Origin of the sequence: Sphingobacterium sp. SGG-5 (assembly GCF_011043525.1) — a bacterium.
Lineage (GTDB): Bacteria > Bacteroidota > Bacteroidia > Sphingobacteriales > Sphingobacteriaceae > Sphingobacterium.
In genome coordinates this window covers 108,110-132,300 of sequence record NZ_JAAKGO010000005.1, presented here as the reverse complement: position 1 = coordinate 132,300, position 24,191 = coordinate 108,110, and the positions used below count along the sequence as shown (strand labels likewise).

The window sequence follows — 24,191 nt, the reverse complement described above, 5'->3', positions numbered from 1 at the left end:
GCAAGGATATAGGTATGGATTTTTACAAAAATGAGCCGAGCGTATTATTAGCCGTAGACTGTGTTATTTTTGGTTTTGATGGTGAATCGTTAAACATTCTGTTGTTTAAAAGGGCGATAGAACCGGAAATCAACAAGTGGAGCTTACCGGGTGGATTTGTACAGGCGGATGAATCGCCGGAGACCGCTGCTGCACGGGTATTAAAAAAGCTAACAGGATTAGCAGATATCTATATTGAGGAATCGCAGGTTTTTGGAGCGCCCGATCGGGAGACCTATAGACGCGTGGTAAGCATCACCTATTATGCGCTGATCGATATCCATAAATATGAACACATCATTACCCATGAGTATGAAGCAAAGTGGTTTCCATTAAGCGATTATCCGCCGTTGATTTTTGACCATCAGCACATGATTGAAGTCGCGAAACGTAAATTGCGCTCCAAGGCTGCCCTTTATCCGGTGTTATTTGAATTGCTTCCCGAGAAGTTTACACTCCCACAGATTGCGTTGCTCTACGAAAAAACCTATGATATTGTGTTGGATAGAAGGAATTTCAATAGAAAGTTACTGCATTCGGGACTTCTTATCAAACTGCAGGAAAAAGATAAGACAAGCTCCAAACGTGGGGCCTATTACTTTAAACTGGATAAGGACGTGTATAAAGAAAAGATTATGTCTTTCTTAAGATACCTCCCAAGCTGGAACATCGGATCGGAAAAAGATCAATAAAGGGCAATAAAAAAAGGTTTTCAAACGGGGAGAATGAAAACCTTTACTAACCAATTATAAACCTAAATTATGATACTGCAAATATAGTGTATTTATGACACATCTTCCAAATTTATTTTAAAAAAATTTAATAACTTATTTTTTATCCCTTCAAAAGGGCTTTAGACCGCGATTCTATCGGATAATTTTGATTTCCGTCCGACGATTCAATTGCCTGCCTTCGGCGGTATTGTTGTTGGCGACAGGGAGTCGATCACCATATCCCTTATACGTTATCCGTGATGAAGCGATGCCGTGTTGAAGCAGATACTGCCTGACCGCGTTGGCCCGATTCTCCGACAACTTATCATTCAGTTCCTTATTTCCCGTGTTGTCCGTGTGGCCGCCAACTTCGACTCGGGTCGTTGGATTTATTTTCAAAAATTTTAATAAGACATGAAGGTCACTTTTCGACGTTGGCAGCAGATTATATTTGTTCGTGTCGAAATAGACATTGCCCAGTTGGGTGGTATTACCGGGCGCGATCGTCGAAAGCAGAATTTCCGTGAGGAATCTTTCGTTGGCCAAAAGCGTATCAGTGAGATCATATTGTCGTGAATCGAAGAGATATCCCTCACGTTGTACATGTACTGCATAATTTTGCCCGATAGGAAGCGTGGCGATAAACTTTCCATCCTGTACATCCGACTGATCTTCAAATACAATATCCTGAGAGGTGGTATTCGTTACTGATACCCGTGCCGCTAAAGGGTGTTTGCTGCCCGCGTCACGTACGGTACCTGCGATGTATGCTACGGGATGGGGCTTAATTGCCTCCGGTAGTTGGAACGTGTAGATATCCAGCCGATATGTTGCGGTATCCTGCGAAGAGAAATATCCTATCGCCCCGTTCATGCTCACATGTATGGCCGTCTGGTTATAGCTGTCATTAATCGGTTTGCCCAAATTTATCGGTGTTGTCCAACGACCGCTGCTATCCACTTTGCTCATATAAAGATCCTGCCCGCCATAACCCGGCCAACCGTTCGAGGCGAAGTACAGCGTCTTGTTGTCTGCATGGATATAAGGTGCGCTCTCGTCATACGGCGTGTTGATATTTTTACCCAGATTGACCGGTTCTTTCCATTGGCCGTTATGATTCAGCTCACTCTTCCAGATATCGTTGCCGCCCATTCCGCCCGCACGGTTGCTCACAAAATAAAGTGTCCGCCCATCGGCAGAGATCGCCGGTTGGGCTTCCCACCCTTTGGTGTTGACAGGAGCGCCCAATTGCATCGGCGTAGACCACAGGCCATTTTCTTTCTTGGCTACATAAATGTCACAGCTGCCCTGTCCGTTGGGGCGATTACAACCCGTAAAGAAAAGGTACTTGCCATCCGGTGAAATACAGTGCGCACCCTCATTGAAATTTTCTGAATTAACCTCCCCGATAAGCTTTTTTGCTTCTGTCCAATCGTTCGACTCGATCAGCCTGCTTTCGTAAAAATTCTCCCGGTTGTTTTCCTTCCGCGTAAAAATAATCGTGCTGTTATCGGCCGTTAGCTTCGGAAAATATTCATCATTTGCCGTATTGATCGAGGAGGGCAGTTTATGCCTGTCGATTGGGTTAATCTGATCCATACGTAAGGCAAAATTGCAATCCGTGATATATTTGTCGACAAGATTTTTTGTCTTTTCTGTAATATTTCCCTCCCGATAGCGCTTCAGATAAGGGAGCGCCTCGGCATACCGTCCGACATGTAACAGTGATTCGCCCAAACCAAATATAGTTAGTGTGGTCAAACTGGGGTTGAGTCGCATGACGTGCTCATAGTAAGGAACGGCTTCGCGGAAATGTTGTCGTTTGCGCTGTATATCCCCTAACTGCTGATAAGCCGTGGCGAATGTAGGGTCTTCGGAGACAGCTTGTCGGAGCAGCGTCGTAGCTGCCTCATAATCGTGAAACTGCAGACTTTGAAGCCCCTTTTCATAGTATTGTTGGGCTTTTCTGTTGCTCGATTTCTGCTGACCCGAAGCCGGGGTGAAGAAGATGCCGATGCAGCAGAAGAACAGTCCTATGCGTAATACTTGGTTCATGGGGAAGCATTTTGCCCCTTAAAAGTAGAAAAGTTTTGTGACAAAATCGTTGATTTTGTAAAAATCTATGTTATACTGGATTTTTGCTTAACCGTTATCTATAAGTCGATTAACCGAGTCTGGAAAATGGGTTAGCTTACTTTTCCAAAACGAGTACTCGTTTTGCATAAAATGAGTACTCATTTTACCCAAATTGAGTACTCAATTTTATAAACACACTTAGGCGACTTTTCAAAAAGACCTAAGCCATTTTTCTAAAACGCCTAACCCAAAAGCCAAACGGGGTAAGGCATCTTAAGAACGACCCCATAAAGGCTACGGAATATTCAGATATTTATGCGTTTGCAACGATATTTCCCATTGCGGATGCGCCTTCACATATTCAATGATGAGGGGCGTCATTTCCTGCATTTTAGACCATTCAGGTTGCAGATAAAGCTTACAGTCCGGGCGGACACGTGCCGCATGTTCTTCTGCCCAGGCGAAATCACTTTTATTAAAGACAATAACCTTGAGTTCGCCGGCCACATCCAACACATCTTTTCGGGGCGCTTTGAACTTTTTTGGTGAAAGACAGACCCAGTCCCAGTGGCCACTAAGTGGATATGCACCAGACGTCTCCATGAACGTTTTTATTCCTTCCTCTTGTAAACGGCTCGTGAGGAGATCCAGGTTATAAAGTAGAGGTTCGCCACCGGTGACGACAACCGTTTTGGCCGGGTAACGGCCTGCATGTTCGACGATAGTTTCCGCGGATGTCAGGGGGTGCAGCTCGGCATTCCAGCTCTCTTTCACATCACACCAGTGGCAACCGATGTCGCAACCGCCGAGACGGATAAAATAAGCCGCCTTACCGGTGTGATATCCTTCACCCTGGATGGTGTAGAATTCTTCCATTAAAGGAAGCCGCGAGCCGTCTTCGGGAACTTGATGGGACATTCTTTCTCTTTTATGGTGCAAAGGTACGAAATTATAGCGTACCGATAACTTCGGAATGTACTTGTATTTTTGAATGGAAATATTAACTTTGTTTTCTACAATTATAAAACTAAATATGGCATCGTTGGTCAGGATTGTCGTTTTCATGATTGCCGCTTTTGCGGGCATAACGGTGAGCTATGCCGACGGATCAAAAGATATGTATCCCTTAGGCGTTAAGGGAAATCGTGCCTTTCTGATTTCCAGAACTGCCCGAACGAGTAATGTTTTATTTAATTCCGCAGCGCATTATGTGTATGCGCGTGCAGGAGAGACGATTGCGGTTGCTTCCAGTGCTCAGGGAGTCGGAAATGGTCATATGGTCGTGATCGATCCGGACGGAAATGAGTATTCGACAGCAGGAAGTAATCTCGGATATATACCCAACCGTAACGCGGAGCTGAACGGGCCTAGGATAGGGTACCAACCTTATGAGGTACCGGTATTGCCTGGACAGGCGGGAATATGGAAAGTGAAGTTTATGCCTACCCGTGTAGAGGGTCAGGCGAGTAAGCAAGATGCTCCGCCGGGGAACCAAAAGGCAGATGCCGATTGGACGCGCACAGATAGAGATACAAGCTATCTTATTGCAGCGTGGGATGTATCTGTTCGTGATATTAACAACACAAAGTGGATAAGGGGAAGGGTATTTGCTCCTGTGCTGAATCTCTATGTGCAGGCAGGTAGGCCAGGTACAAGCGGCCTGGCCGACGATCAAGGGACATTCTATGGACAAAACTATGTACTCACGAAAGATGGGTACATTTACCGGGTTGATGGTAATGGGAGTAATGGTATCAATTTCTTTTATTTTGTGAATAGTTCCGGTCTGCTGGATGCAGAAGGTAATCCCTCTTATAAAAGTTCAAATAAAGGCATAGGTGCTGCGCATAAAAAGACGGATATCGCCTATCATAACCCCAATGAACCGGATGACGGTGAGCAGCACGTCACCCATAAGATGTTTTATACCTTTCCGGATACGCTTATGCCCAGCTGGAGTACGGGAGCGGTTCCCGGTGACAGTACCTGGCTTTATCGGAAGACACAGATTGCGGAGATACAGAATATTTCCGTTCTTTATCCCGAAGATCCCGGCGGGGGAAAGAATTATATTACGACCAAAGGCGCATTTGTGGAGTTTGAAACCAACTATGAGGGGCGATACGAAGTGATTATCGCGCCAAAGTCGGGTGCTCCCTTTTTTCCAAAGAAGCGGTATTTGGTGAACGTAAGCGATACCACGGATGCGGCGCGTGTGAAATGGGATGGCTTGGATAGTGCCGGAAATTTTCTGCCTGTGGGGAATTATCCCGTTTCCATTTCTGTCGCGCTTGTGGAAGGGGAGATACATTTTCCTTACTTTGATATGGAGATCAATCCACAGGGAATTCTGATAGAACGTATGAATCGGGATGCCACGTTCAGGGAATATGCGAAGGTACGGTGGGATGATAGTGCGATTACGCCAGGTGCGCCAGGAGAAGAGACTAATCCATTGGTTAACCTCGAAGGGATCAGGAGTGATATCAATGGCCATAAATGGGGAACTTATCGGAGAAATACTCGAAATGTGCCGATAGATACTGTCGCAGCGGATAGAGAACTTTATGCCATATATGGAAGCAGTTACAACGGAAATTATGGGGTGTTTAGTTTTGGAAACGAACGGGCGATGGATACCTGGTCCTATGCTGCGGATATGCAGGAGGTCGTCGAAAAAAATATTACCGTGATGCGTGCGGATTTGGAGACCGTGCGCATCACGGCCGACAAGGATACGATAGAACCGGAAGAGGTGGTGACCTATCGGATTACCGTGCGCAACAATGGTCCTTCGGATGCGGTGGGTAGCCGGTTTGAATATAACTTGCCGGCGGGTTTTTTTATACAGCAAGCCAGATCCCTTGCGACGAACTGTGGTGGGGTGACGGATATTCAAATTGTTGATAACACCCTGCGGTCTTATCTTGATCTGCCAACGGGATGCACGATCGTGTACGAAATTAAAGCAGCAACAGGACGCACCGCTCCGGGGTCGACATATGGATTTGTGCCGGCTGTCGCCGGAATTGTCCGTCCGCCGGGAGTGACTGATCCGGATGCGACTTCTTTGGATATCACCCGGATAACACCGGGCAGTGCGGTTGATGAATGTCGGACCGATTGTAATAATATAAAAGTGAATGCCGAAGTGTTTTTACTGGAGCCCTTCGATGAACGGGGACAGCTGGCACTGTTAAAAACGGTAAAACATATTGATGTGAACCAATCTGGATTTCAGGAGGCGGGCGATGTGTTGGAATATACGTTTGTCATTCGAAATACGGGAAAAGTCACAGTAAGCGATATCGCCATTACGGATTCGCTATTGGATAACTACTCTTTTGTACCGGCTCAATCTGTGCTTTTACAGGGCGAGGAGGGCGTTGCCATCCAAAGGTATACCATTACCGAAGCTGATGCCGAACGGAAACATGTGGAGAATACGGCTATAGTACACGGGCGAAATCCACGTCATTTTGAGGTGAAAGACATATCGGGGACGCAGTTCGACAATGATATACCCACCCGCATAGACATTAATGCGAAACCGACCTTTGCGGTAATCAAGAAGATCATCAATCAGGGTACCGGTGAGCGAAAGCAGTTTACGGTCGGGGATAAGATGATCTACCAGTTTGATATCAAACATGAGGGCGATATGCCTGTAGAAGATATACAGCTGACGGATTCTCTTATTTCTTCTACGAGTTATGCTGTTCCGCCGCACGTCGTTGACAACCAGATTCTCTCGTATCGGTTGGAGTATGTCGTCACCGAGAGCGATGTGGATCTTGGCCGTGTGGTGAACACGGCTACGCTTTCAGGGCGGGATCAAAAATACGGCAATGTGCTCACCGATATCAGTGGCTTAACCTTTGAAGATGACGAGCCAACTATTGTAGAAGTTGCCCGACGACCAAAAGGTGTGCCGGATAGCTACGAACTCTACCAAGGGTATACCAAGCTAATGGATGTTCTGGCTAACGATGATATGGGTTCAAGTACTTTCAGTAATCATTCAATCGAGATTCTGGAGCAGCCAACACGTGGTTCGGTAACGATCGAAAATGGACAACTGCTGTATGTACCGACCGATAATTTCACCTGGGGTGAAGATAGGCTGGTCTATCGGTTTTCGGACAATAGCCGTTTAAGGAGTGTACCGGCGGAAGTCAAAATTACGATTCTGCGAACGATTCCCGTTGCGGTAGATGATCGTTATTATGTGGGTTATAATTACCAGTTTACGTTCAAGCCGTATGAAAACGATTATGTCGAACATAGTGAACTTCGCAGGGAAACATTACGTGTCACGTCTTACCCCGCACATGGGGAACTGAAGGCGTTGGGTAATGGGGCGTTTGAATATAAACCACACTTTAATTATAGTGGCTTCGATACGTTTACATATGTCATCGGCGACAAGAACGGCAACGAGTCAGCGGAAGCGACGGTGACGATCGAAATTGTCGGTTTGTTCTTCCCCAACACGATTACACCGAATGGGGACGGGAAAAATGATACCTTTCATATCATCGGTATTTACAAATTTGATCAGGCAGAACTGGAAATTATCAACAGGTTTGGTCAGCGGGTTTTCTACGCTTCGGAATATAATAACGATTGGGTTGTGCCTGAAAATCTTCCCGAGGGTACTTATTTTTATATTTTTAAAGGTACACGAGGTAACGAAAAACCGATCGTAGAGAAAGGGACCGTGCTGATTAAACGTGAGCGGTTTAAATACTAATGCCATTCTTCCCGTCCCAGGGATTTTTGTCCCGAAACAGGTGTTGGTTCTTCTACCGTTATATTTTCCGGCAAAGAAGGTATCAGCTTCGGCTGTCCGGCATCGATCCAAGCGGAATACCAGTACGAAGCCACGTTGTATATCGACGATCGCAGCCGCCGTTCCACCATACCGTTTAGCGCATGATGATATGCTGTAGCATAGCTGTCGGAATAGGTAAATATGAGCTGCCCGTTTCGGGTCAGGTATGTTTTGCGGTCGCTTTCTTTTAATTCTTCGGAAAGTCTTTTTTCCACATGTAAGACCGAATCGACGCGTGCGTGGCTTTCTTTGACAATATCCCAGGCTGCCTGTAATGGATCTGCAATATATACGGCTGGACCGATAAACAAGTCATATTGTGCGCTGAACATTTCCGGTAAACGGGTTTCCCAAAAGGCATGTATACCGATCTGATCGGTAAACTGTCCGTTGTAGTTGCTTGTGGTGTGCAACGGTACATGTGCATCGGCGATATAGTGACCGATATCCGCACTATATTTGATAATCTTGTTCTGATCACGTTTGATGAACGCTTGTACAAGGTTTTGATACGAACGCCAGATCTGCCAAGGTACTACACCTTGTGTTAGGAGACGTCGCTCGGTATATTTTTCCTTGGCCTTGGACCAATGGATGGGAATGGAATCGATATTTTCTTCAAATCGGTCCAGATCAATAAAGTGGCGTGGACCTTCTGCAGTGTCGACATAACAGCGCTTGTCTGGATCTGTTGCGCGCTCCGTGATGGTACGGATATGTTTTTTGTAAAAGACCGCCATTTCTGCCGGTAATAGAAATACCGCCGTCTCGTTAATTTTTTTGTGGGCATAGAAGCCCCAAGCTGAACAGATAAAGAAAACAATAATTGTCAATATGAATATTTTTGCTTTTACCATATGTTTTGTTGATATATTTTGTAAATATAATTAATCTAAAATTAATATCACCATTTATACTTATAAACTCAACCTTAACAAAATATTTATATACACTACACTTGTACTTCATAAATAATTGTTACTTTCGGATACTGGTTTTAGATATGAAGATACTTTATGCCATACAAGGCACAGGAAACGGTCATTTGTGCCGGGCCATGGACGTAATTCCCTGTTTGCAGCAGCTTGGGGAAGTGGATGTACTCATCAGCGGTATACAGGCCGATATTGATCTTCCTTTTCCGATAAAGTACAGGCTCCATGGGATGAGTTTTATTTTCGGTAAATCCGGTGGGGTCGATTTCTGGAAAACTTTCATGAGTTCAACTATCCGAAAATTCATCCAGGAAATCAACAGCGTTCCCGTCGATAAGTACGATATTGTATTAAACGACTTTGAGCCTATCACAGCCTGGGCTTGCCATACACGTGAAATACCATGTATTGGATTGAGCCACCAGATAGGGGCGTTGCACCCGAATAGTCCCAAGCCAGAAGAAACAGATGTTATGGGACGGTTTATTATGAAAAATTATGCGCCTGTAACAACGGGCTATGGCTTTCATTTCAAAGCCTATCATGATACTGTGTTTACGCCGGTAATACGCAAAGAAATCCGTGAAATTGAAGCCTCTGAAGGCGACCATTATACGGTCTACCTTCCGGCTTATGATGATGCCCATTTGCTTCGTCATCTTTCCAGATTTAAGGATGTACAGTGGGAGGTGTTTTCAAAACACAATGTAGCACCGATCACAGTCAAGAATATTACGATAAATCCGATCAATAGTGCGGAGTTTATCCGGAGTATGGCAACATCGCAGGGGGTATTGTGCGGAGCGGGCTTTGAGACGCCGGCGGAAGCGCTGTATCTCAAAAAAAGGCTATTGGTGATTCCCATGAAGAATCAGTACGAACAGCATTTGAATGCGGCCGCGCTAAAAGAAATGGGCGTGCCGGTAATCAAAAGTCTAAAAAGAAAATATGAGTTTGAAATCGAACTCTGGCTGAATGAGTCCAGCCGGGTCCAGGTCGATTATCCGGACAATACATTTCACATTATAGCAAACATTCTAAAAAATCATCCATGATATATACAAAAAAAATGGCCTTTATAGGCCTTGGGGTACTCTGCTTCATGACGGTTGCGCAAGCCCAGGTCGCCGAGCAGAAGCCAGTCGCCTTATCAACTCCGCAAGATTCATTGTCCTACGCTTTGGGAGTGGATATTGCAAGATCCTTGAAATCGAGTAATTTTGACATCGATCTGAACGTGCTTTCTAAAGCATTGACAGCGGCCTATCAAGGGAAGGATGTCTTGTTTAATGAAGAGCTGGTCGCTACCGTCATTCAACGAAATATCCGAATGATGATGGAGAAGAGGGGGGCGGAACTAAGAAAGCCAGGGGAAGAATTTTTAGCGGCTTTAAAGAGCAAACCGACCATAAAAGCAACACCGGAGGGTGTATTGTACGAAGTGCTTGTGGAGGGAACAGGAAGCCAGCCCAAGGCCACAGACGAGATCAAAGTACATTATGCGGGCTACCTGATCAACGGCGAGAAGTTTGATAGCTCATACGATCGCGGTGAACCGATAAACCTGCATCTTGACCAGGTCATCGAAGGATGGAAAATTGCCGTACCGCTGATGAAGGTCGGGTCAAAATATAAACTATACGTGCCGTATAATCTGGCTTACGGCGAACGGGAAACGGGAACTATCCCAGCCTTTAGTGCCTTGATTTTCGAGATCGAATTGTTGGATATTATACAACCTCATGAAGTATAACCGGCTGGGAAATTCGGATTTGTTGATCGCTGAAATCGGATTGGGTGGGATGTCATTGCCCAATGATTCTATTGATACGAGTGAACGGATCATCCGGAAGGCATTTGATTATGGGATAAATTATTTTGACACGGCGGATCTGTATGGTCGGGGTGCGAATGAAATCTTGTTCGGTAAGGTGCTCGAAGGATGGCGTGATAAGGTGATCCTGGCCACGAAGGTGGGCAATCAATGGCAGGATGGGATAGAAGGATGGACGTGGAATCCGCGTAAGAGCTATATCTTGCAGGCTGTTGAACAATCGCTGAAGCGGCTGAATACAGACTACATTGACCTGTATCAGTTACACGGCGGAACCTTGACGGACAATTTTGATGAAATTGTCGAAACCTTTGAACTGTTGGTCCAGCACGGCAAAATACGATATTACGGTATTTCTTCGATCCGTCCCAATGTATTTCGAAAATATCTGCAGCAATCTGCTATTGTCTCCAATATGATGCAATATAGTATCTTGGATACCCGACCAGAGGAGTTTTTCGGTGAGTTTGTAGACAACGAAGTTGGCGTCATCGCCCGGGGCAGTATGGCGCAAGGCCTATTATTGGATAAAGTTTCGACAAAGAATTATCTGGATCATACTGTTGCGGATATTCAGCAGGCAAAGTCTCTCGTCGATGACGTGGGTAAGAAGCTTGGTGTATCCGCTCAAGCTATTGTTTTGAAATATTGTTTAGACAAGCCTGCGATCAGCAGTGTGTTGTCTGGAATAAGGACGATGGAGCAGTTGGAACAGCTCCTGCAGAGCCATACGGAACTGGCAGGTATTGCGGATGAACGCATCGAAGGGCATTTTTCGATGCTACCTAAATTACAGTACCAAGAACATCGTTGATATTATGCAATACAAATTGAAAGAAAGTAATTTTCTTTTACAAGAAGTGTGTATCTTTGCCGTTTAGAGTAGAAGGCAACACACCTGTATGAAGCATATACGCAATTTTTGTATCATCGCACACATCGATCATGGCAAGAGTACCCTGGCCGATAGATTATTAGAATATACCAACACGATTTCCCAACGTGAGGCGCAGGCGCAGCTGCTGGACAATATGGATCTGGAGCGCGAGCGGGGGATTACGATCAAGAGCCACGCTATTCAGATGGAATATGTGCAAGATGGACAAACCTTTGTGTTGAATCTTATCGACACGCCCGGGCATGTCGATTTTTCGTATGAAGTGTCCCGTTCCATAGCCGCATGTGAGGGCGCATTGCTTATTGTAGATGCCTCTCAAGGTATTCAGGCGCAGACGATCTCGAACCTGTACCTGGCGTTGGAGCATGATCTGGAAATTATTCCGATTTTGAATAAAATGGACTTACCGGGGGCTATGCCGGAGGAGGTTAAAGACCAGATCATCGAACTGATCGGTGGAAAGCGGGAAGATATTATCCCTGCTTCCGGCAAGACGGGATTGGGAATACCGGATATTCTGCGTGCCATTGTCGAGCGTATTCCGGCGCCGGTAGGGGATCCCGAGGCTCCGCTCCAAGCGCTGATATTCGACTCTGTTTTCAATTCGTTTCGGGGAATTATGGCTTATTTCAAAGTGGAAAACGGCGAAATACGCAAAGGGGATCGGGTAAAGTTTGTGGCGACAGGTAAGGAGTATTATGCGGACGAGATCGGGACTTTAAAGCTGAACCAAGTGCCGAAAGAGGTGATTAAAACGGGTGATGTCGGTTATATTATTTCGGGCATCAAGGAAGCACGTGAGGTGAAGGTGGGAGATACCATTACCCATAAGGACCGTCCTTGTACACAAGCTATCCAAGGTTTTGAGGAAGTTAAACCGATGGTATTTGCAGGAATTTATCCTGTCGATACGGAAGATTACGAAGAACTGCGTGAATCGATGCACCGGCTCCAATTGAATGATGCATCGCTGGTATTTGAGCCTGAATCGTCCGCGGCGTTAGGCTTCGGTTTCCGTTGTGGCTTCCTGGGGATGCTGCACATGGAGATCATTCAGGAACGTCTGGAGCGCGAATTCGACATGACTGTGATTACGACAGTTCCGAACGTTTCTTATCGGGCTTTCATGACAAAAAACAAGGAAGAAGTTGTCGTACACAATCCGTCAGACCTACCCGATCCGAGTAAGTTGGATTCGATTGAAGAACCTTATATCAAAGCTAATATTATCACCAAAGCCGAATTTGTAGGTCCGGTGATGTCGCTCTGTATTCAAAAGCGGGGAACGATCGTTAATCAATCGTATTTAACATCAGACCGTGTAGAATTAGTTTTTGAGATGCCGATGGGTGAGATTGTATTCGACTTTTACGATAAGTTGAAGACGATTTCCAAAGGTTATGCTTCGTTTGACTACCACCAGATTGGCTATCGGACGTCAGATCTGGTCCGATTGGACATCCGTCTTAATGACGAACCTGTTGATGCTTTATCGTCACTGATACACCGCAGCAATGCTTATGATTTCGGAAAGAAGATCTGTGAAAAGCTGAAAGAGCTTTTACCGCGTCAGCAATTTGAAATTCGTATACAGGCTTCCATCGGTGCCAAAATTATCGCACGGGAAACGATTTCAGCTTTGCGTAAAGATGTAACGGCAAAATGTTACGGCGGAGATATTTCCCGTAAACGTAAATTGTTGGAAAAGCAGAAGAAGGGTAAGAAACGGATGCGCCAGGTCGGGAATGTGGAAATACCACAGTCTGCGTTTATGGCTGTACTTAAATTGGATTAAAGGAAAAAGAATGAAATTATTAGACGGTAAAGAGGTTTCTGCTCGCATAAAAGAGGATATTAAAAGAGATGCTGCCGAGTTTACAGCAAAATCGGGTCGTAAGCCCCATCTTGTCGCGATTTTAGTGGGTAACGACGGTGGTAGCGAAACATACGTTGCCAGTAAGATGCGGAATTGTGAACTTGTTGGCTTCGATTCTACCAATATACGCTATGATGAAAGTATTACCGAAGCGCAATTGATTGCCAAAATACAGGAGATTAATGCGGATGATAGTATCGATGGGCTGATTGTACAACTTCCTTTACCCAAACATATCGATCCCGAACGCATCACGGAAGCTATCGATTACCGGAAAGATGTCGATGGTTTTCACCCGATTAATCTGGGGCGGATGCAGCGCAACTTACCGTGTTTTATCCCGGCTACGCCTTATGGTATTCTATTGATGCTGGAGTATTATGGGATAGATACTTCCGGACTGCATGCTGTGGTGGTGGGACGTAGTAATATCGTCGGTTCGCCGATGAGCATTTTATTGGCGCGGAACAGTAACCCGGGCAATTGTACCGTAACGTTGACGCATAGCCGGACCAAAGATCTGAAAGCGGAAGTCCTCCGTGCAGATATCGTCGTCGCTGCTATCGGAAAGAAAAATTTCGTGACGGCCGATATGGTGAAAGAAGGGGCTATTGTCATTGATGTGGGAATCAATAGAGAGGAATCGACAGCAACAAAATCCGGTTATAAGTTATATGGCGATGTCGATTTTGAAGAGGTTTCTAAGAAAGCCTCTTGGATCACACCCGTACCTGGCGGTGTCGGCTTAATGACGATTGTAGGTCTACTTAAAAATACACTTGAAGCGGCTAAGGGAACAATATACGCATAGGTTAAAAATTGTTTTGGCATAAATATTGCGTCTATTCATGGAACAAAAACTATATTAACATGAAGAGAATTGCATTATTAGGTGTCGTTGCAGGGGCGTTTGTTTTTGCGTCATGCAACAGTAATACCACTAAAACTGAAAACAATGCGGACACATTGACCACAGTAGGAGAACATTTGGACCATGCTGTCGATCAAGTGGATCAAGCATCGCAGGATGCTTTAGCAAAAGCAGAGGCCGATTACAAACAAGCGAAAGCGGATCTGGAAGATGCGATTGCCCGAGGAGATAAGAAAGCGGAAGAGACCGCCCGTAAAGCTTTGGATAACGCAGAAATAGCTTGGAACAACACGAAAGAAGCTGTACAACATGCAGGTACAAAAGTTGCTGAAGGCGTGAACAATGCCATTGACGCAACAAAGGATGCCGCTAAGGAAACTGGTGCTGCGGTAAAAGATGCAGGAGAAGATGCGGTCAATGAAATGAAAGAAGCCGGTCAGAAAGCAGAAGATAAAATGAATAAGGTAAAAGAAGCGATGCAGAACTAAGCTTTTTGCATATTGGCTGACCAAAAAAGAGCGTCCGAGAGAAAATCGGACGCTCTTTTTATTATTTACGAACCCATATTTTATCTTCTTCTGTAATTTCGCGTAATACCCGGCAAGGGTTTCCGACGGCGATGACATTTGCTGGAATATCTTTCGTCACGACGGATCCGGATCCGATAACGGTATTCTCGCCTATGGTTACATTCGGATTGATAACTGTATTTCCACCGATCCACACATTGTCGCCGATAGAAACGGGTAGTGCATACTCTATTCCGGTATTGCGCAGATCCGCATGGATGGGATGCCCCACTGTATAAATGGCCACGTTCGGCCCGAACATCACATTGTTTCCGATTTTAACAGGAGCACAATCCAAGATGGTCAAGTGATAATTCGAAAAGAAATTCTCCCCCACGGTGATGTTAAAGCCATAATCACAGTAAAAGGGCTGCTCGATACAAAACATCTTTCCAGTACTGCCAAATAACCCTCTAATTATGGCTTTACGTTCCTTATGGTGTTTGGGATCTATCTGGTTATACCGATGACAGGACCGCTGTGCGTGTAGCCGTAGAGCGGTGAGTTCTTTTTCATTGGCGTAATAAGGTTCCCCTGCTATCATTTTCTCTTTTTCACTTTTCATGGTATGTCCGTTTCAATATGTAGTAAAATACAAAAGTCATTTTTATTTAATTATATCCTGGCGGAAATATACGTTAATTTATTATTAATTATCTTTGGCCAACATGGAGAAAAAGAGACATGCACACATCGGCATAATCGGTAGCGGCAGTTGGGCCACGGCGATGATAAAGATGCTGACGGATAATGCCAACCCCAAGCAAATCTTTTGGTGGGTACGTAAAAAAGAGGACATTGACTTCATTCAGAAATATAAACATAATCCCGCTTATCTTCGTGCCGTCGAAGTAAAAATCGACCCAGCACATATTCGTTCGGATGTCAAATGGATCGTACAACAATCGGATATCGTGGTGCTCAATACGCCTGCGGCTTATCTAAAAGCGGCGCTGTCGGGTATAGATCGACAAGATCTCCAAGGAAAGATCATCGTTTCGGCCATAAAAGGTATTGTCCCGGATGAAAATCTATTGGTGGGCGATTACCTCATGCAGGAATTTGGCGTCCCGGTTGAACAGATTGTTGTTATTGGCGGACCCTGTCATGCCGAAGAAGTGGCGCAGGAAAAATTATCTTACCTGACTTTCGCCTGCCCGACGGAAAAACATGCGGCTACAGTGGCTGATCTGTATGAAACACACTATATTCAATCTGTTCTTTCCCAAGATGCTGTTGGTATTGAATATTGCGCGGTGTTGAAGAATATTTATGCCTTAGCGGGGGGGATATGTCACGGATTGGGATACGGGGACAACTTTCAAGCCGTATTGGTGTCCAATGCAGTTCGGGAGATGGAACAGTTTGTCCATGTCATAGAAACCCACGATCGGGATATCAAAGCTTCCGCCTACTTAGGAGATCTGTTGGTGACAGCTTATTCGCAGTTTAGCCGGAACCGGACTTTCGGCAAAATGATCGGTAAGGGATATACCGTGCAGTCGGCACAGCTGGAAATGAATATGGTTGCCGAAGGGTATTACGCTTCGGGATGTATTCAGACCATTATTCGACAACAGCAGCTGGATATGCCGATCTGTACCATGGTGTATGACGTTTTATATAAACAGAAGCCGGCAGGTGAAGCTGTGGCTCTGTTAGCTCAAAATTTTACGTAAGATGATAGATAAGGAACGAATAGCAGAAGCATATCAGCGAATTCAGGATGAAATATGTGCAGCCCTCGAAACACTTGATGGTAAAGCAAAGTTCAAGGAAGAAGTTTGGGAACGTGAAGGCGGCGGCGGGGGGCGTACGCGTGTTATCCAGGGTGGAGATGTGTTGGAAAAGGGTGGTGTCAACTTTTCGGCCGTACACGGTCAGCTCCCTGAGATCGTTAAAAAGTCTTTCGGTGTAGACGAAGATGAATTTTTTGCAACGGGGGTTTCTATTGTGCTCCATCCCCATAATCCACATGTACCCATCATCCATATGAATATCCGTTATTTCGAACTGAACGAACAGATCCGATGGTTTGGCGGAGGTATAGATCTGACACCACATTATGTTGTCGATGAAGACGCCCGGTATTTTCATACTGCCTTGAAGGCCGTTTGCGATAGGCATCATTCGGATTTCTATCCGGACTTCAAAGCTTGGGCAGACCGCTATTTCTTTATTAAGCACCGTAATGAAACGCGAGGAATAGGCGGGGTGTTCTACGATAAGTTAACACCAGAAAAAACGGGCCTGTCCGAAGAGCAGTTGTTTGATTTTTCATGTGATCTCGGACGTACATTTGCCCCTGTTTATTGCGAACTCGCCAATCGCCGCCGTCACCAGCCTTTCTCGGCAAAGGAAAAAGAATGGCAGCTGTTGCGAAGAGGACGCTATGTCGAGTTTAATCTCGTCTATGATGCAGGAACCAAATTCGGTCTGGAAACAAATGGACGTATCGAATCCATATTAATGAGCCTTCCGACACAGGCAAGCTGGCTGTATGATTTTAAACCTGCACCAAATTCGGAGGAGCAGAAGACGCTGGATTTATTGAAAAAAGGTATAGAATGGGCGTAAGGATTGTTCATTCGTAATTAAAAGCATTTCATGATAAATTTTACACGATTTACATTAGCTAATGGATTGACCGTATTGGTCCATGAGGACCATACCACAGCCATGGCTGTAGTCAATATTTTATATAAAGTCGGTGCGCGCGATGAAACACCCGACAAAACTGGATTTGCACATCTGTTCGAACACCTGATGTTCGGTGGATCGATCCATATCCCCAGTTACGATACACCACTGCAACAAGTGGGTGGTGAAAATAATGCTTTTACCAGCAACGATATTACCAACTACTACCTGACTCTACCGGCCAACAACCTGGAAACGGCCTTTTGGTTGGAAAGTGACCGGATGTTGAGCTTAGCTTTTAGCGAACAGAGTCTTGAGGTACAGCGACAGGTCGTGTGTGAAGAGTTCAAACAACGTTACCTCAATCAGCCTTATGGCGATGTATGGCTACGGTTGCGGCCATTGGCTTATAAAGAACATCCGTATCGTTGGGCGACGATCGGTAAAGAATTGAAACATATCGAAGAGGCACAGATGGCGGATGTCAAAGCCTTTTTCGAAAAATACTATACTCCGCAAAATGCGATTATGGTAGTGGCGGGCAATGTGAAGCTGGACGATGTGAAGGCTTTGTCCGAAAAATGGTTTGGCAGTATTCCGCGTGGCGAAAGCTTTGTCCGAAATCTACCACAGGAACCCGAGCAGACGGAGGCGCGACGGGGAGAAGTGGAAGCCGATGTTCCGGCAGACAGTATTTATATTGCTTTCCACGGCCCTGAACGATTATCGGCAGATTATCCGGCGATGGATCTTATTTCAGATTTGCTTTCCCGAGGCTCTTCGTCCCGTTTATACCGAAGCTTGGTCAAGGAGCGGCAGTTGTTCAGTGAAGTAAATGCTTATGTTATGGGTAGTATAGACCCCAACTTATTCGTCGTCGAAGGTAAACCACTGCCGCATGTGACTATCGCGGAAGCGGAACAAGCCTTGTGGACGGAATTAGATAGGATAAAGGCGGAACAAGTTGCGGAAGAAGAGTTGCAAAAAGTGAAAAACAAAATCGAATCAACCTTGCTTTTTGCCGAACTGTCTATCTTGGACAAGGCCATGAACCTGGCTTATTATGAAGCTATCAATCGGGCTGAGGATTATAACGAGGAAATTCAGAAATATTTGGCGGTCACGCCCCAACATATTCAGGATATGGCGCATACATTATTCAGAAAAGAAAATTCATCTACATTGATCTATCGTGCAAAAGGAGGTCAGGATGTTAAATAGATCCGTGGCACCCGATTTCAGCCCAATTAAGGGATTGACGCTCATCCAACCGGAATTAAAGAACTATGACAATGGGATGAAGGCTTTTGTCTTTCAGGCTCCACAGCAAGAATTGCTGAAGTTTGAGTTTGTCTTCAACAATATCTTCGAAGCGGTAGAACAACCGCTTTTTAATACCGCTATGTCGGCCATGCTGAAAGAAGGCACGGCGTCGTTGAACTCTGCGGGGATTGCCGAAAAAATAGATTTTTACGGTGCTTATTTGATGCCGGAATATAGTCTCGACCATACGTCGCTGACTGTCTATACCATGCACAAATATGTAGATAGGATACTGCCTATTGTAAGCGACATCTTACAAAATAGTCTGTTTCCCACAAATGAACTGGATACTTTTGTACGCAATAGCAAACAGGCTTTGCAGATTGCGCTGCAGAAGAATGATGTCGTAGCCCGACGTGTTTTTTATCAACAGGCGCTCGGTAACAACCGGTATGGTGCTGTTCCCACGTTGGAGGGATACGACGCTTTAGACCGTGCAGACCTGCTTCAGCTTTATCAGCAGCAGATCCAACCTGCCAACTGTACGTTGTTTGTCGCAGGAAATGTCGATGCCGGTGTATTGGAAAAGATACAGGTTTACTTTGGAGAAGAATGGCAAAGCGTAACTGAACTTCCGACCAATACGGCGATCAGCTTGAACGATACGAAGGGAAAAGAGCTGCTGGAGCAGAGGTCTGACGCTTTACAATCGGCCGTTCGTATGGGGCGGCTGACCGTCAACCGTACACATCCCGACTTTCCGGCCGTACAATTTGTCAATACGCTGTTAGGTGGTTTTTTTGGATCCCGTTTGATGCGTAATATCCGGGAGGATAAGGGATATACTTACAGCATTGGGTCAGCTGTGCACAGTCTAAAATATACCGGTCTATTTACATTGGCTTCGGAAGTAGGAGTAGATGTGACGCAGGCAACATTGACCGAAGTGGAAAATGAGTTTGACGCATTGCGGCAGGAGAAGACAACGCAAGAAGAAATCGATCTGGTATCGCGTTATCTCCAGGGTGTTATGTTAGGTAGCCTGGAAAGTATATTTTCCCATGTTGACAAGTTTAAAGCGGTGTATTTGTCGGGCATGGACCTGTCGTATTATGATTATTACGCCGATGTGGTTGCTAATATGACCGCATCGCAAGTGCAAGACATTGCCATTCGCTATTTTGATTACGGGAGGTTGGTTCGGGTTGTTGCGGGGAAGAAGGGGTAAAATGGGTTCAGAAAAGCTCTACAATACATCAAGCTTTTCTGAACTTTTGTGGTATTAAAGATAAAGCTATCTTGTTTGACAAGGCTTAATTAAGCGTAGCACTAAACAAGATCCCGAAACGATTACTACTTAATATTTCTTGTAAATCATTGCTTGGTTTACTATTCACGCTTGTCTTTCCATAGGTGATAGCAGCACCCAGACCCCATCGGCGTGACACCCACCATTCCTTACCTGCTTTTAGCTGAAAGCTCAGGCCACGTTCGGTAGAGGCTTTATAATCGTTTTCCTGATTTACAATTGAAAAATTACCTGCACCTACGGAGCCGGAAATAAACAGGTTGCTGGGCATAAAGTAATAAGTAAGCCCACCGCCAAACATCGCTTCACCTATAGATAACTGATCTGATGTTTTAACACTTCCACCAGCCGCAGTGATCTTCGGGCCTATCAACGAATTAGAAAGTATTGTCGCATGCAAAATAAGGTTTTCTTTTACGGCCCCACCTATCTTGAAATCAAATAAGCCACCTGTACCACTCATATCATACTCGCCCTCTACGTTACTGTTCATGTGGATAGGACCAAAAACCCCACCAAGCCCCATAGATAAGAAGAAGCCAGTGTGTTGTCTCACTTTTTTCTGACCGTAAGCGCTGATGCCTACAACCATTACTAGTAATAGTGTTAAGATCTTTTTCATTTGAATAAATTGCTTTTATTGGTAATAAAACTTGCTTATGCAGGTTTCACTTAGTTTGATTTTTAACTATAGCGCTGTAAAGATACATTTTATGATTGATTTTAGACAATAATAATTCAATACTTCAAGTTATTGTTTATCCAACTCTATTTGGTTACTGTCTTTGCGAATTGAAAATAGCTCACTAAATTGCAACCGAAAAATAAAATCAATGTCAAAAATTATCATTATCATTACGCTGTTCGCGACGACGATCTCCTGTCAAAGCATTAACAATTCTAAAAAGGATGAAATCAGCTATTACCATGTTACTAAGGTAGTCGATGGGGATACCTTCTGGGCGAATGGAGGTACAGAAAGAGATATTAAGGTACGTCTGATCGGCATTGATGCTCCGGAAACACGAAAGACAGGCCGGAAGGAAATCGGCTACTATGGAATAGAAGCCAAAGACTACCTCACGAAGTTATTGTCGGGACAATCGGTGCGGCTAGTAGGTGATGTAGACTCGTTAGATCGATACGGTCGGACATTAGCATATGTTTATTTGAAAGACGGTACGTTTGTCAATGCAGAGTTGCTACAAAAAGGCTATGCCGTCGTGCTGACAATACCTCCCAATGTGAAACATTCGGATCTGTTTCAGGAACTACAAAAAGAAGCCCGCATGAAGAAAAGAGGCTTATGGCGTAGGTAAAATATTTAATTTGTCTTTGCCGGCTTCAGCAATAAGTCATGAAAGTCATAGCTAACATCAGTGATGGGAGAGATAGCTTTCATTTTAATTTGATCGATACTTCCATCTTCATTTAGTGCATAAGTAACATACGCATCGGCACGTAGCTCCCGGTTTCGCCATCGAACAACAAACGTATTGTATTGCCAGAAATCCATATCGCCTATAAGCTCGGGCGAATGTTCAAAGCGCATGATAAGCTTGTTGTTTTCTAATGTAACAGCGATTGGGCCATACCACGGATCTTCGAAATGCCCGGCATAGCTATCCAACGGTAGCAAGGGTTTTGAGCTGGTATTACGACTCGCAACAGCTTCGTTTTCCAAAGTAGTTATTCGTCTAAACTTCAGGTCTTCCATAGTACGGTACCCCGAAATCCAATCGAACGGTTCTTTCTCTAAAAAATGATCCAGAAGATGGTTAAGAATAGCCATGTAGGCATTGGTGCATTCCTGATTGGTTAAAATCGCGATTCCCAGTTCTTTTTCGGGCACCATATTAACATAGGAAACAAATCCATCAAGTTTACCACCATGTGCGACCATCTTCTCCCCGCGATAGGTATATAGCCGAAATCCCAGTGCATAACTGCTGAAATCCATTTGTGCAGGTTTAATGGCTTCATTTATCTTAGATACTTTCATGGGTGTCACACCTGCCCAAAGTTCTGTTGCCGTCGATGGACTGAAGAGACGTTGATTGTCCGAAATTCGTCCAGAATCCAACTGTGTGAGTAACCATTTTGACATATCTGTAACATTAGATACAATACCTCCTGCCGGATTTGAGACATCGCCTAACCCTTGTTTAAAGAAACTTTCCATGACCTGTACTCGTCCGTTTACTGGAGCATGTGAAGTGGCACGGTTTGGTGTGGGCTGGAATCTCGAGAATTGAGAGATGGTTTCCTGCATGCCGATTTTATCGAAAATTCGCTGTTGCACAAACTCTTCCCATTCTTGCCCTGAAACCGCTTTAATCACTTCCGCAGCAACGAGATAAAGTATATTGTCATAAGCATATGTACTGCGGAAACTCGTCGCTAAGGGGATATAACGCAGCTTGTGTACGATTTCCTCCCGGGTATAACTGCTAGGTGGAAATTGTAGAAGATCTCCGGCATAGGGAGCCAGTCCGCTTCGATGGACCAGCAAGTCGCGCACGCTAAGCGCAGAAGTAACGTAGGGATCAGACATCCGGAAATCGGGTAAATAGTTGATGACAGGTGCATCCCATTCTAATTTACCTTCCTCTACCAATAGTGCTAATGCTGTAGCTGTAAAGGCTTTTGAATTGGACGCAATAGGAAACAGTGTATGCTCGTCAACACGGGCAGACTTGCCCATCTCACGGACACCATATCCTTGGGAAAGGATAACCTTCCCGTCCTTTACGATAGCAATAGCTAAACCCGGTACATGAAATTTTTGAAGAACCTCTTGTATATATTTGTCGAAGTTGGCTGGGAGATTTTTAATAGGCTGTTGGCCATAACCGGTAAATGCAATGACGAACAACAATATGCTAAGCCCGATCTTGTTAATCTGTATTAATCTGATTTTTAAACCCATTGATGAATTTTATTATTGTTTTACTTAACTGGTTATTTTTTTTAACTGAGACACTTCAAATTGCCTCGTCGAGCAAATGTAATATTATTTTTTCTAATTACTTTATATTGGTGTATTCAAAAACGCAACAAATCTTTAATCATCTTGGCCTCTTCAGTTTGCATTTGTATATTTTCTTTTTAGTATTTACCTTTAAAAAACGAACCGATCCACAGTTGGCGGCGCGCTCATTTATACTGTTGAAAGTTACACACATAAATAATTATTTACACCATTCATGAAAAAATCTCCCATCTTATTCTTTTTAGTGCTATGCCTGTGTCATATCGTCTTTGCACAACCTGCTCGACATTATGTAGAGCTTCCAGTCCACGGTAAACTGTTTGATACACCACATAAGTATCACCGTGTGGATACGGCGAAGTATAACGACATACCGGCTGCCGTTAAGAGATTGTACACCAACAGTGCTGGACTGTTTGTTACCTTTAAAAGCAGTGCACCGGAGATTTATGCCAAATGGTGCGTCACAAGCCGAAAAGTAGGGTTGAATATGACCTCGATTGTCAATAAAGGGTTGGATGTTTATATCCGCAATGCAGAAGGCCAATGGCAATATGCGAGTTCCAAAGGAACCACCAAAGCCTGTGATGAAGTCAAACTCGCAGAGTATTTGGGTGAAGAGGAAAAGGAATTTTTGGTATATCTGCCCATGTATGATGAAACCAAGAGTCTACAAATAGGTGTACCCGACGGTTATACCATTGATCCATTACCCAATCCGTTTAAAAAGGAAATCGTCGTCTACGGTTCTAGTATAGTACATGGTGCCTCCGCCGGTCGTTCGGGCATGGCTTATCCGGCGATCCTGTCGCGCAGAACGGGCTTCAACTTTGTCAATTTTGGCGTGAGCGGAAATGCCCGGATAGAAAAAGAGATGGCACATATGTTTGCAGACCTCAATCCGGATGTTTACATTTTAGATTGTGTGCCGAATTCATCGCCCGAACAGGTCGCAAGCCGAACCGCTTATTTTGTGGAATACCTGCGGAAGAAGCATCCGAATACGCCTATCATCATGATACCATCTGTCGTACGGGAATTGAGTTTCTTTAACCAACGGTGGAAGGCGCGTAATCGTCAGCAAAATGAGCAATGGAAGGCGGAATATGATAAATTGATTGCTAAAGGCGTCAAAAATCTCTATTACTTGGATGATGATTATTTGTTGGGACATGACCATGAAGGAACCACCGATGGAACACACCCAAATGACCTTGGATTTATGCGTATGGCAGATAAAATTGGGCCTTTTGTGTTGGAAGTGATGAAAAAACACCATATTTTTTAATATGAGGTTAACATAAGAAGTGTTAGCTTTGTAATAATAGAAGTTGATCCCTCA

The 24,191-nt window shown here is 44.6% G+C and carries 20 protein-coding genes; 14 read left to right on the top strand and 6 right to left on the bottom strand.

What is annotated here, in order from left to right; translation table 11 throughout:
* Positions 1-14: 14 nt before the first annotated feature.
* Positions 15-731 carry an NUDIX hydrolase gene (locus G5B30_RS09135; RefSeq protein WP_165319678.1) on the top strand — a complete coding sequence of 239 codons (717 nt, stop codon included), beginning with the start codon at positions 15-17 and terminating at the stop codon, positions 729-731.
* Positions 732-905: 174 nt separating this feature from the next.
* On the opposite strand, the gene G5B30_RS09130 is transcribed toward G5B30_RS09135, so the two are convergent.
* Entirely contained in the window at positions 906-2,807 is a 1,902-nt protein-coding gene (locus tag G5B30_RS09130; protein ID WP_165319677.1) for an OmpA family protein, read from the bottom strand.
* A gap of 315 nt (positions 2,808-3,122) precedes the next feature.
* Positions 3,123-3,746, bottom strand: coding sequence for a 7-carboxy-7-deazaguanine synthase QueE (locus G5B30_RS09125; RefSeq protein ID WP_165319905.1), 624 nt, complete (start codon positions 3,744-3,746; stop codon positions 3,123-3,125).
* A 115-nt stretch (positions 3,747-3,861) separates the two neighbouring features.
* Here G5B30_RS09125 and G5B30_RS09120 point away from each other — a divergent pair, with 115 nt between their 5' ends.
* A complete protein-coding gene (locus G5B30_RS09120; RefSeq protein ID WP_165319676.1) occupies positions 3,862-7,581 on the top strand; it encodes a gliding motility-associated C-terminal domain-containing protein in 3,720 nt (1,239 codons plus the stop codon).
* Here the strand turns inward: G5B30_RS09120 and G5B30_RS09115 are convergent.
* Positions 7,578-8,519: a zinc dependent phospholipase C family protein gene (locus G5B30_RS09115; RefSeq protein WP_206367066.1), complete on the bottom strand. Its 942-nt coding sequence runs from the start codon at positions 8,517-8,519 to the stop codon at positions 7,578-7,580. The two genes, G5B30_RS09120 and G5B30_RS09115, sit on opposite strands and share 4 nt — an antisense overlap.
* A gap of 146 nt (positions 8,520-8,665) precedes the next feature.
* On the opposite strand from G5B30_RS09115, the gene G5B30_RS09110 reads away from it, so the two are divergent.
* From G5B30_RS09110 to G5B30_RS09085, 6 genes are all read left to right on the top strand, one after another.
* Positions 8,666-9,652, top strand: a complete 987-nt coding sequence (locus tag G5B30_RS09110) for a glycosyltransferase family protein (RefSeq protein ID WP_165319675.1) — start codon at positions 8,666-8,668, stop codon at positions 9,650-9,652.
* Positions 9,649-10,350, top strand: coding sequence for an FKBP-type peptidyl-prolyl cis-trans isomerase (locus tag G5B30_RS09105; RefSeq protein WP_165319674.1), 702 nt, complete (start codon positions 9,649-9,651; stop codon positions 10,348-10,350). The genes G5B30_RS09110 and G5B30_RS09105 overlap by 4 nt, the downstream gene beginning before the upstream one ends.
* Positions 10,340-11,245: an aldo/keto reductase gene (locus tag G5B30_RS09100; protein WP_165319673.1), complete on the top strand. Its 906-nt coding sequence runs from the start codon at positions 10,340-10,342 to the stop codon at positions 11,243-11,245. The genes G5B30_RS09105 and G5B30_RS09100 overlap by 11 nt, the downstream gene beginning before the upstream one ends.
* Positions 11,246-11,333: 88 nt before the next feature.
* Entirely contained in the window at positions 11,334-13,124 is a 1,791-nt protein-coding gene (gene lepA / locus G5B30_RS09095) for a translation elongation factor 4 (protein ID WP_165319672.1), read from the top strand.
* 10 nt (positions 13,125-13,134) lie between these two features.
* Positions 13,135-14,016, top strand: a complete 882-nt coding sequence (locus G5B30_RS09090) for a bifunctional 5,10-methylenetetrahydrofolate dehydrogenase/5,10-methenyltetrahydrofolate cyclohydrolase (protein WP_165319671.1) — start codon at positions 13,135-13,137, stop codon at positions 14,014-14,016.
* A 59-nt stretch (positions 14,017-14,075) separates the two neighbouring features.
* A complete protein-coding gene (locus G5B30_RS09085) occupies positions 14,076-14,564 on the top strand; it encodes a hypothetical protein (protein ID WP_165319670.1) in 489 nt (162 codons plus the stop codon).
* 61 nt (positions 14,565-14,625) lie between these two features.
* Here the strand turns inward: G5B30_RS09085 and G5B30_RS09080 are convergent, their stop codons facing one another.
* Complete coding sequence (locus G5B30_RS09080; protein WP_165319669.1) at positions 14,626-15,210, bottom strand: sugar O-acetyltransferase; 585 nt, start codon at positions 15,208-15,210, stop codon at positions 14,626-14,628.
* 103 nt (positions 15,211-15,313) lie between these two features.
* Between G5B30_RS09080 and G5B30_RS09075 the strand changes: the two genes are divergently transcribed.
* The 4 genes from G5B30_RS09075 to G5B30_RS09060 are packed head-to-tail and all read left to right on the top strand — an operon-like array spanning position 15,314 to position 19,776.
* Positions 15,314-16,324: an NAD(P)H-dependent glycerol-3-phosphate dehydrogenase gene (locus tag G5B30_RS09075; RefSeq protein WP_165319668.1), complete on the top strand. Its 1,011-nt coding sequence runs from the start codon at positions 15,314-15,316 to the stop codon at positions 16,322-16,324.
* Position 16,325: 1 nt separating this feature from the next.
* The gene (hemF, locus tag G5B30_RS09070) at positions 16,326-17,222 is read left to right on the top strand and encodes an oxygen-dependent coproporphyrinogen oxidase (RefSeq protein WP_165319667.1); all 897 of its coding nucleotides are present in this window, start codon (positions 16,326-16,328) and stop codon (positions 17,220-17,222) included.
* Positions 17,223-17,252: 30 nt separating this feature from the next.
* The gene (locus G5B30_RS09065; protein WP_165319666.1) at positions 17,253-18,506 is read left to right on the top strand and encodes a M16 family metallopeptidase; all 1,254 of its coding nucleotides are present in this window, start codon (positions 17,253-17,255) and stop codon (positions 18,504-18,506) included.
* A complete protein-coding gene (locus G5B30_RS09060) occupies positions 18,496-19,776 on the top strand; it encodes a M16 family metallopeptidase (protein WP_165319665.1) in 1,281 nt (426 codons plus the stop codon). The genes G5B30_RS09065 and G5B30_RS09060 overlap by 11 nt, the downstream gene beginning before the upstream one ends.
* A gap of 85 nt (positions 19,777-19,861) precedes the next feature.
* On the opposite strand, the gene G5B30_RS09055 is transcribed toward G5B30_RS09060, so the two are convergent.
* Positions 19,862-20,413: a hypothetical protein gene (locus G5B30_RS09055; RefSeq protein ID WP_165319664.1), complete on the bottom strand. Its 552-nt coding sequence runs from the start codon at positions 20,411-20,413 to the stop codon at positions 19,862-19,864.
* 277 nt (positions 20,414-20,690) lie between these two features.
* Here G5B30_RS09055 and G5B30_RS09050 point away from each other — a divergent pair, with 277 nt between their 5' ends.
* Entirely contained in the window at positions 20,691-21,176 is a 486-nt protein-coding gene (locus tag G5B30_RS09050) for a thermonuclease family protein (protein WP_165319663.1), read from the top strand.
* Positions 21,177-21,181: 5 nt separating this feature from the next.
* On the opposite strand, the gene G5B30_RS09045 is transcribed toward G5B30_RS09050, so the two are convergent.
* Positions 21,182-22,786: a serine hydrolase gene (locus tag G5B30_RS09045; RefSeq protein WP_165319662.1), complete on the bottom strand. Its 1,605-nt coding sequence runs from the start codon at positions 22,784-22,786 to the stop codon at positions 21,182-21,184.
* 277 nt (positions 22,787-23,063) lie between these two features.
* Between G5B30_RS09045 and G5B30_RS09040 the strand changes: the two genes are divergently transcribed.
* Positions 23,064-24,137, top strand: a complete 1,074-nt coding sequence (locus G5B30_RS09040) for an SGNH/GDSL hydrolase family protein (RefSeq protein ID WP_165319661.1) — start codon at positions 23,064-23,066, stop codon at positions 24,135-24,137.
* Positions 24,138-24,191: the final 54 nt, after the last annotated feature.

Bases quoted from the DNA above. Each gene is read 5' to 3' on its own strand.
- hemF (WP_165319667.1), top strand. From the start codon at position 16,326: ATGATAGATAAGGAACGAATAGCAGAAGCATATCAGCGAATTCAGGAT.
- G5B30_RS09090 (WP_165319671.1), top strand. From the start codon at position 13,135: ATGAAATTATTAGACGGTAAAGAGGTTTCTGCTCGCATAAAAGAGGAT.
- G5B30_RS09085 (WP_165319670.1), top strand. From the start codon at position 14,076: ATGAAGAGAATTGCATTATTAGGTGTCGTTGCAGGGGCGTTTGTTTTT.
- G5B30_RS09135 (WP_165319678.1), top strand. From the start codon at position 15: ATGGATTTTTACAAAAATGAGCCGAGCGTATTATTAGCCGTAGACTGT.
- G5B30_RS09075 (WP_165319668.1), top strand. From the start codon at position 15,314: ATGGAGAAAAAGAGACATGCACACATCGGCATAATCGGTAGCGGCAGT.
- G5B30_RS09045 (WP_165319662.1), bottom strand. From the start codon at position 22,786: ATGGGTTTAAAAATCAGATTAATACAGATTAACAAGATCGGGCTTAGC.
- G5B30_RS09050 (WP_165319663.1), top strand. From the start codon at position 20,691: ATGTCAAAAATTATCATTATCATTACGCTGTTCGCGACGACGATCTCC.
- G5B30_RS09110 (WP_165319675.1), top strand. From the start codon at position 8,666: ATGAAGATACTTTATGCCATACAAGGCACAGGAAACGGTCATTTGTGC.
- G5B30_RS09115 (WP_206367066.1), bottom strand. From the start codon at position 8,519: ATGGTAAAAGCAAAAATATTCATATTGACAATTATTGTTTTCTTTATC.
- G5B30_RS09040 (WP_165319661.1), top strand. From the start codon at position 23,064: ATGAAAAAATCTCCCATCTTATTCTTTTTAGTGCTATGCCTGTGTCAT.
- G5B30_RS09130 (WP_165319677.1), bottom strand. From the start codon at position 2,807: ATGAACCAAGTATTACGCATAGGACTGTTCTTCTGCTGCATCGGCATC.
- G5B30_RS09100 (WP_165319673.1), top strand. From the start codon at position 10,340: ATGAAGTATAACCGGCTGGGAAATTCGGATTTGTTGATCGCTGAAATC.
- G5B30_RS09125 (WP_165319905.1), bottom strand. From the start codon at position 3,746: ATGTCCCATCAAGTTCCCGAAGACGGCTCGCGGCTTCCTTTAATGGAA.
- G5B30_RS09060 (WP_165319665.1), top strand. From the start codon at position 18,496: ATGTTAAATAGATCCGTGGCACCCGATTTCAGCCCAATTAAGGGATTG.
- lepA (WP_165319672.1), top strand. From the start codon at position 11,334: ATGAAGCATATACGCAATTTTTGTATCATCGCACACATCGATCATGGC.
- G5B30_RS09120 (WP_165319676.1), top strand. From the start codon at position 3,862: ATGGCATCGTTGGTCAGGATTGTCGTTTTCATGATTGCCGCTTTTGCG.
- G5B30_RS09065 (WP_165319666.1), top strand. From the start codon at position 17,253: ATGATAAATTTTACACGATTTACATTAGCTAATGGATTGACCGTATTG.
- G5B30_RS09105 (WP_165319674.1), top strand. From the start codon at position 9,649: ATGATATATACAAAAAAAATGGCCTTTATAGGCCTTGGGGTACTCTGC.
- G5B30_RS09080 (WP_165319669.1), bottom strand. From the start codon at position 15,210: ATGAAAAGTGAAAAAGAGAAAATGATAGCAGGGGAACCTTATTACGCC.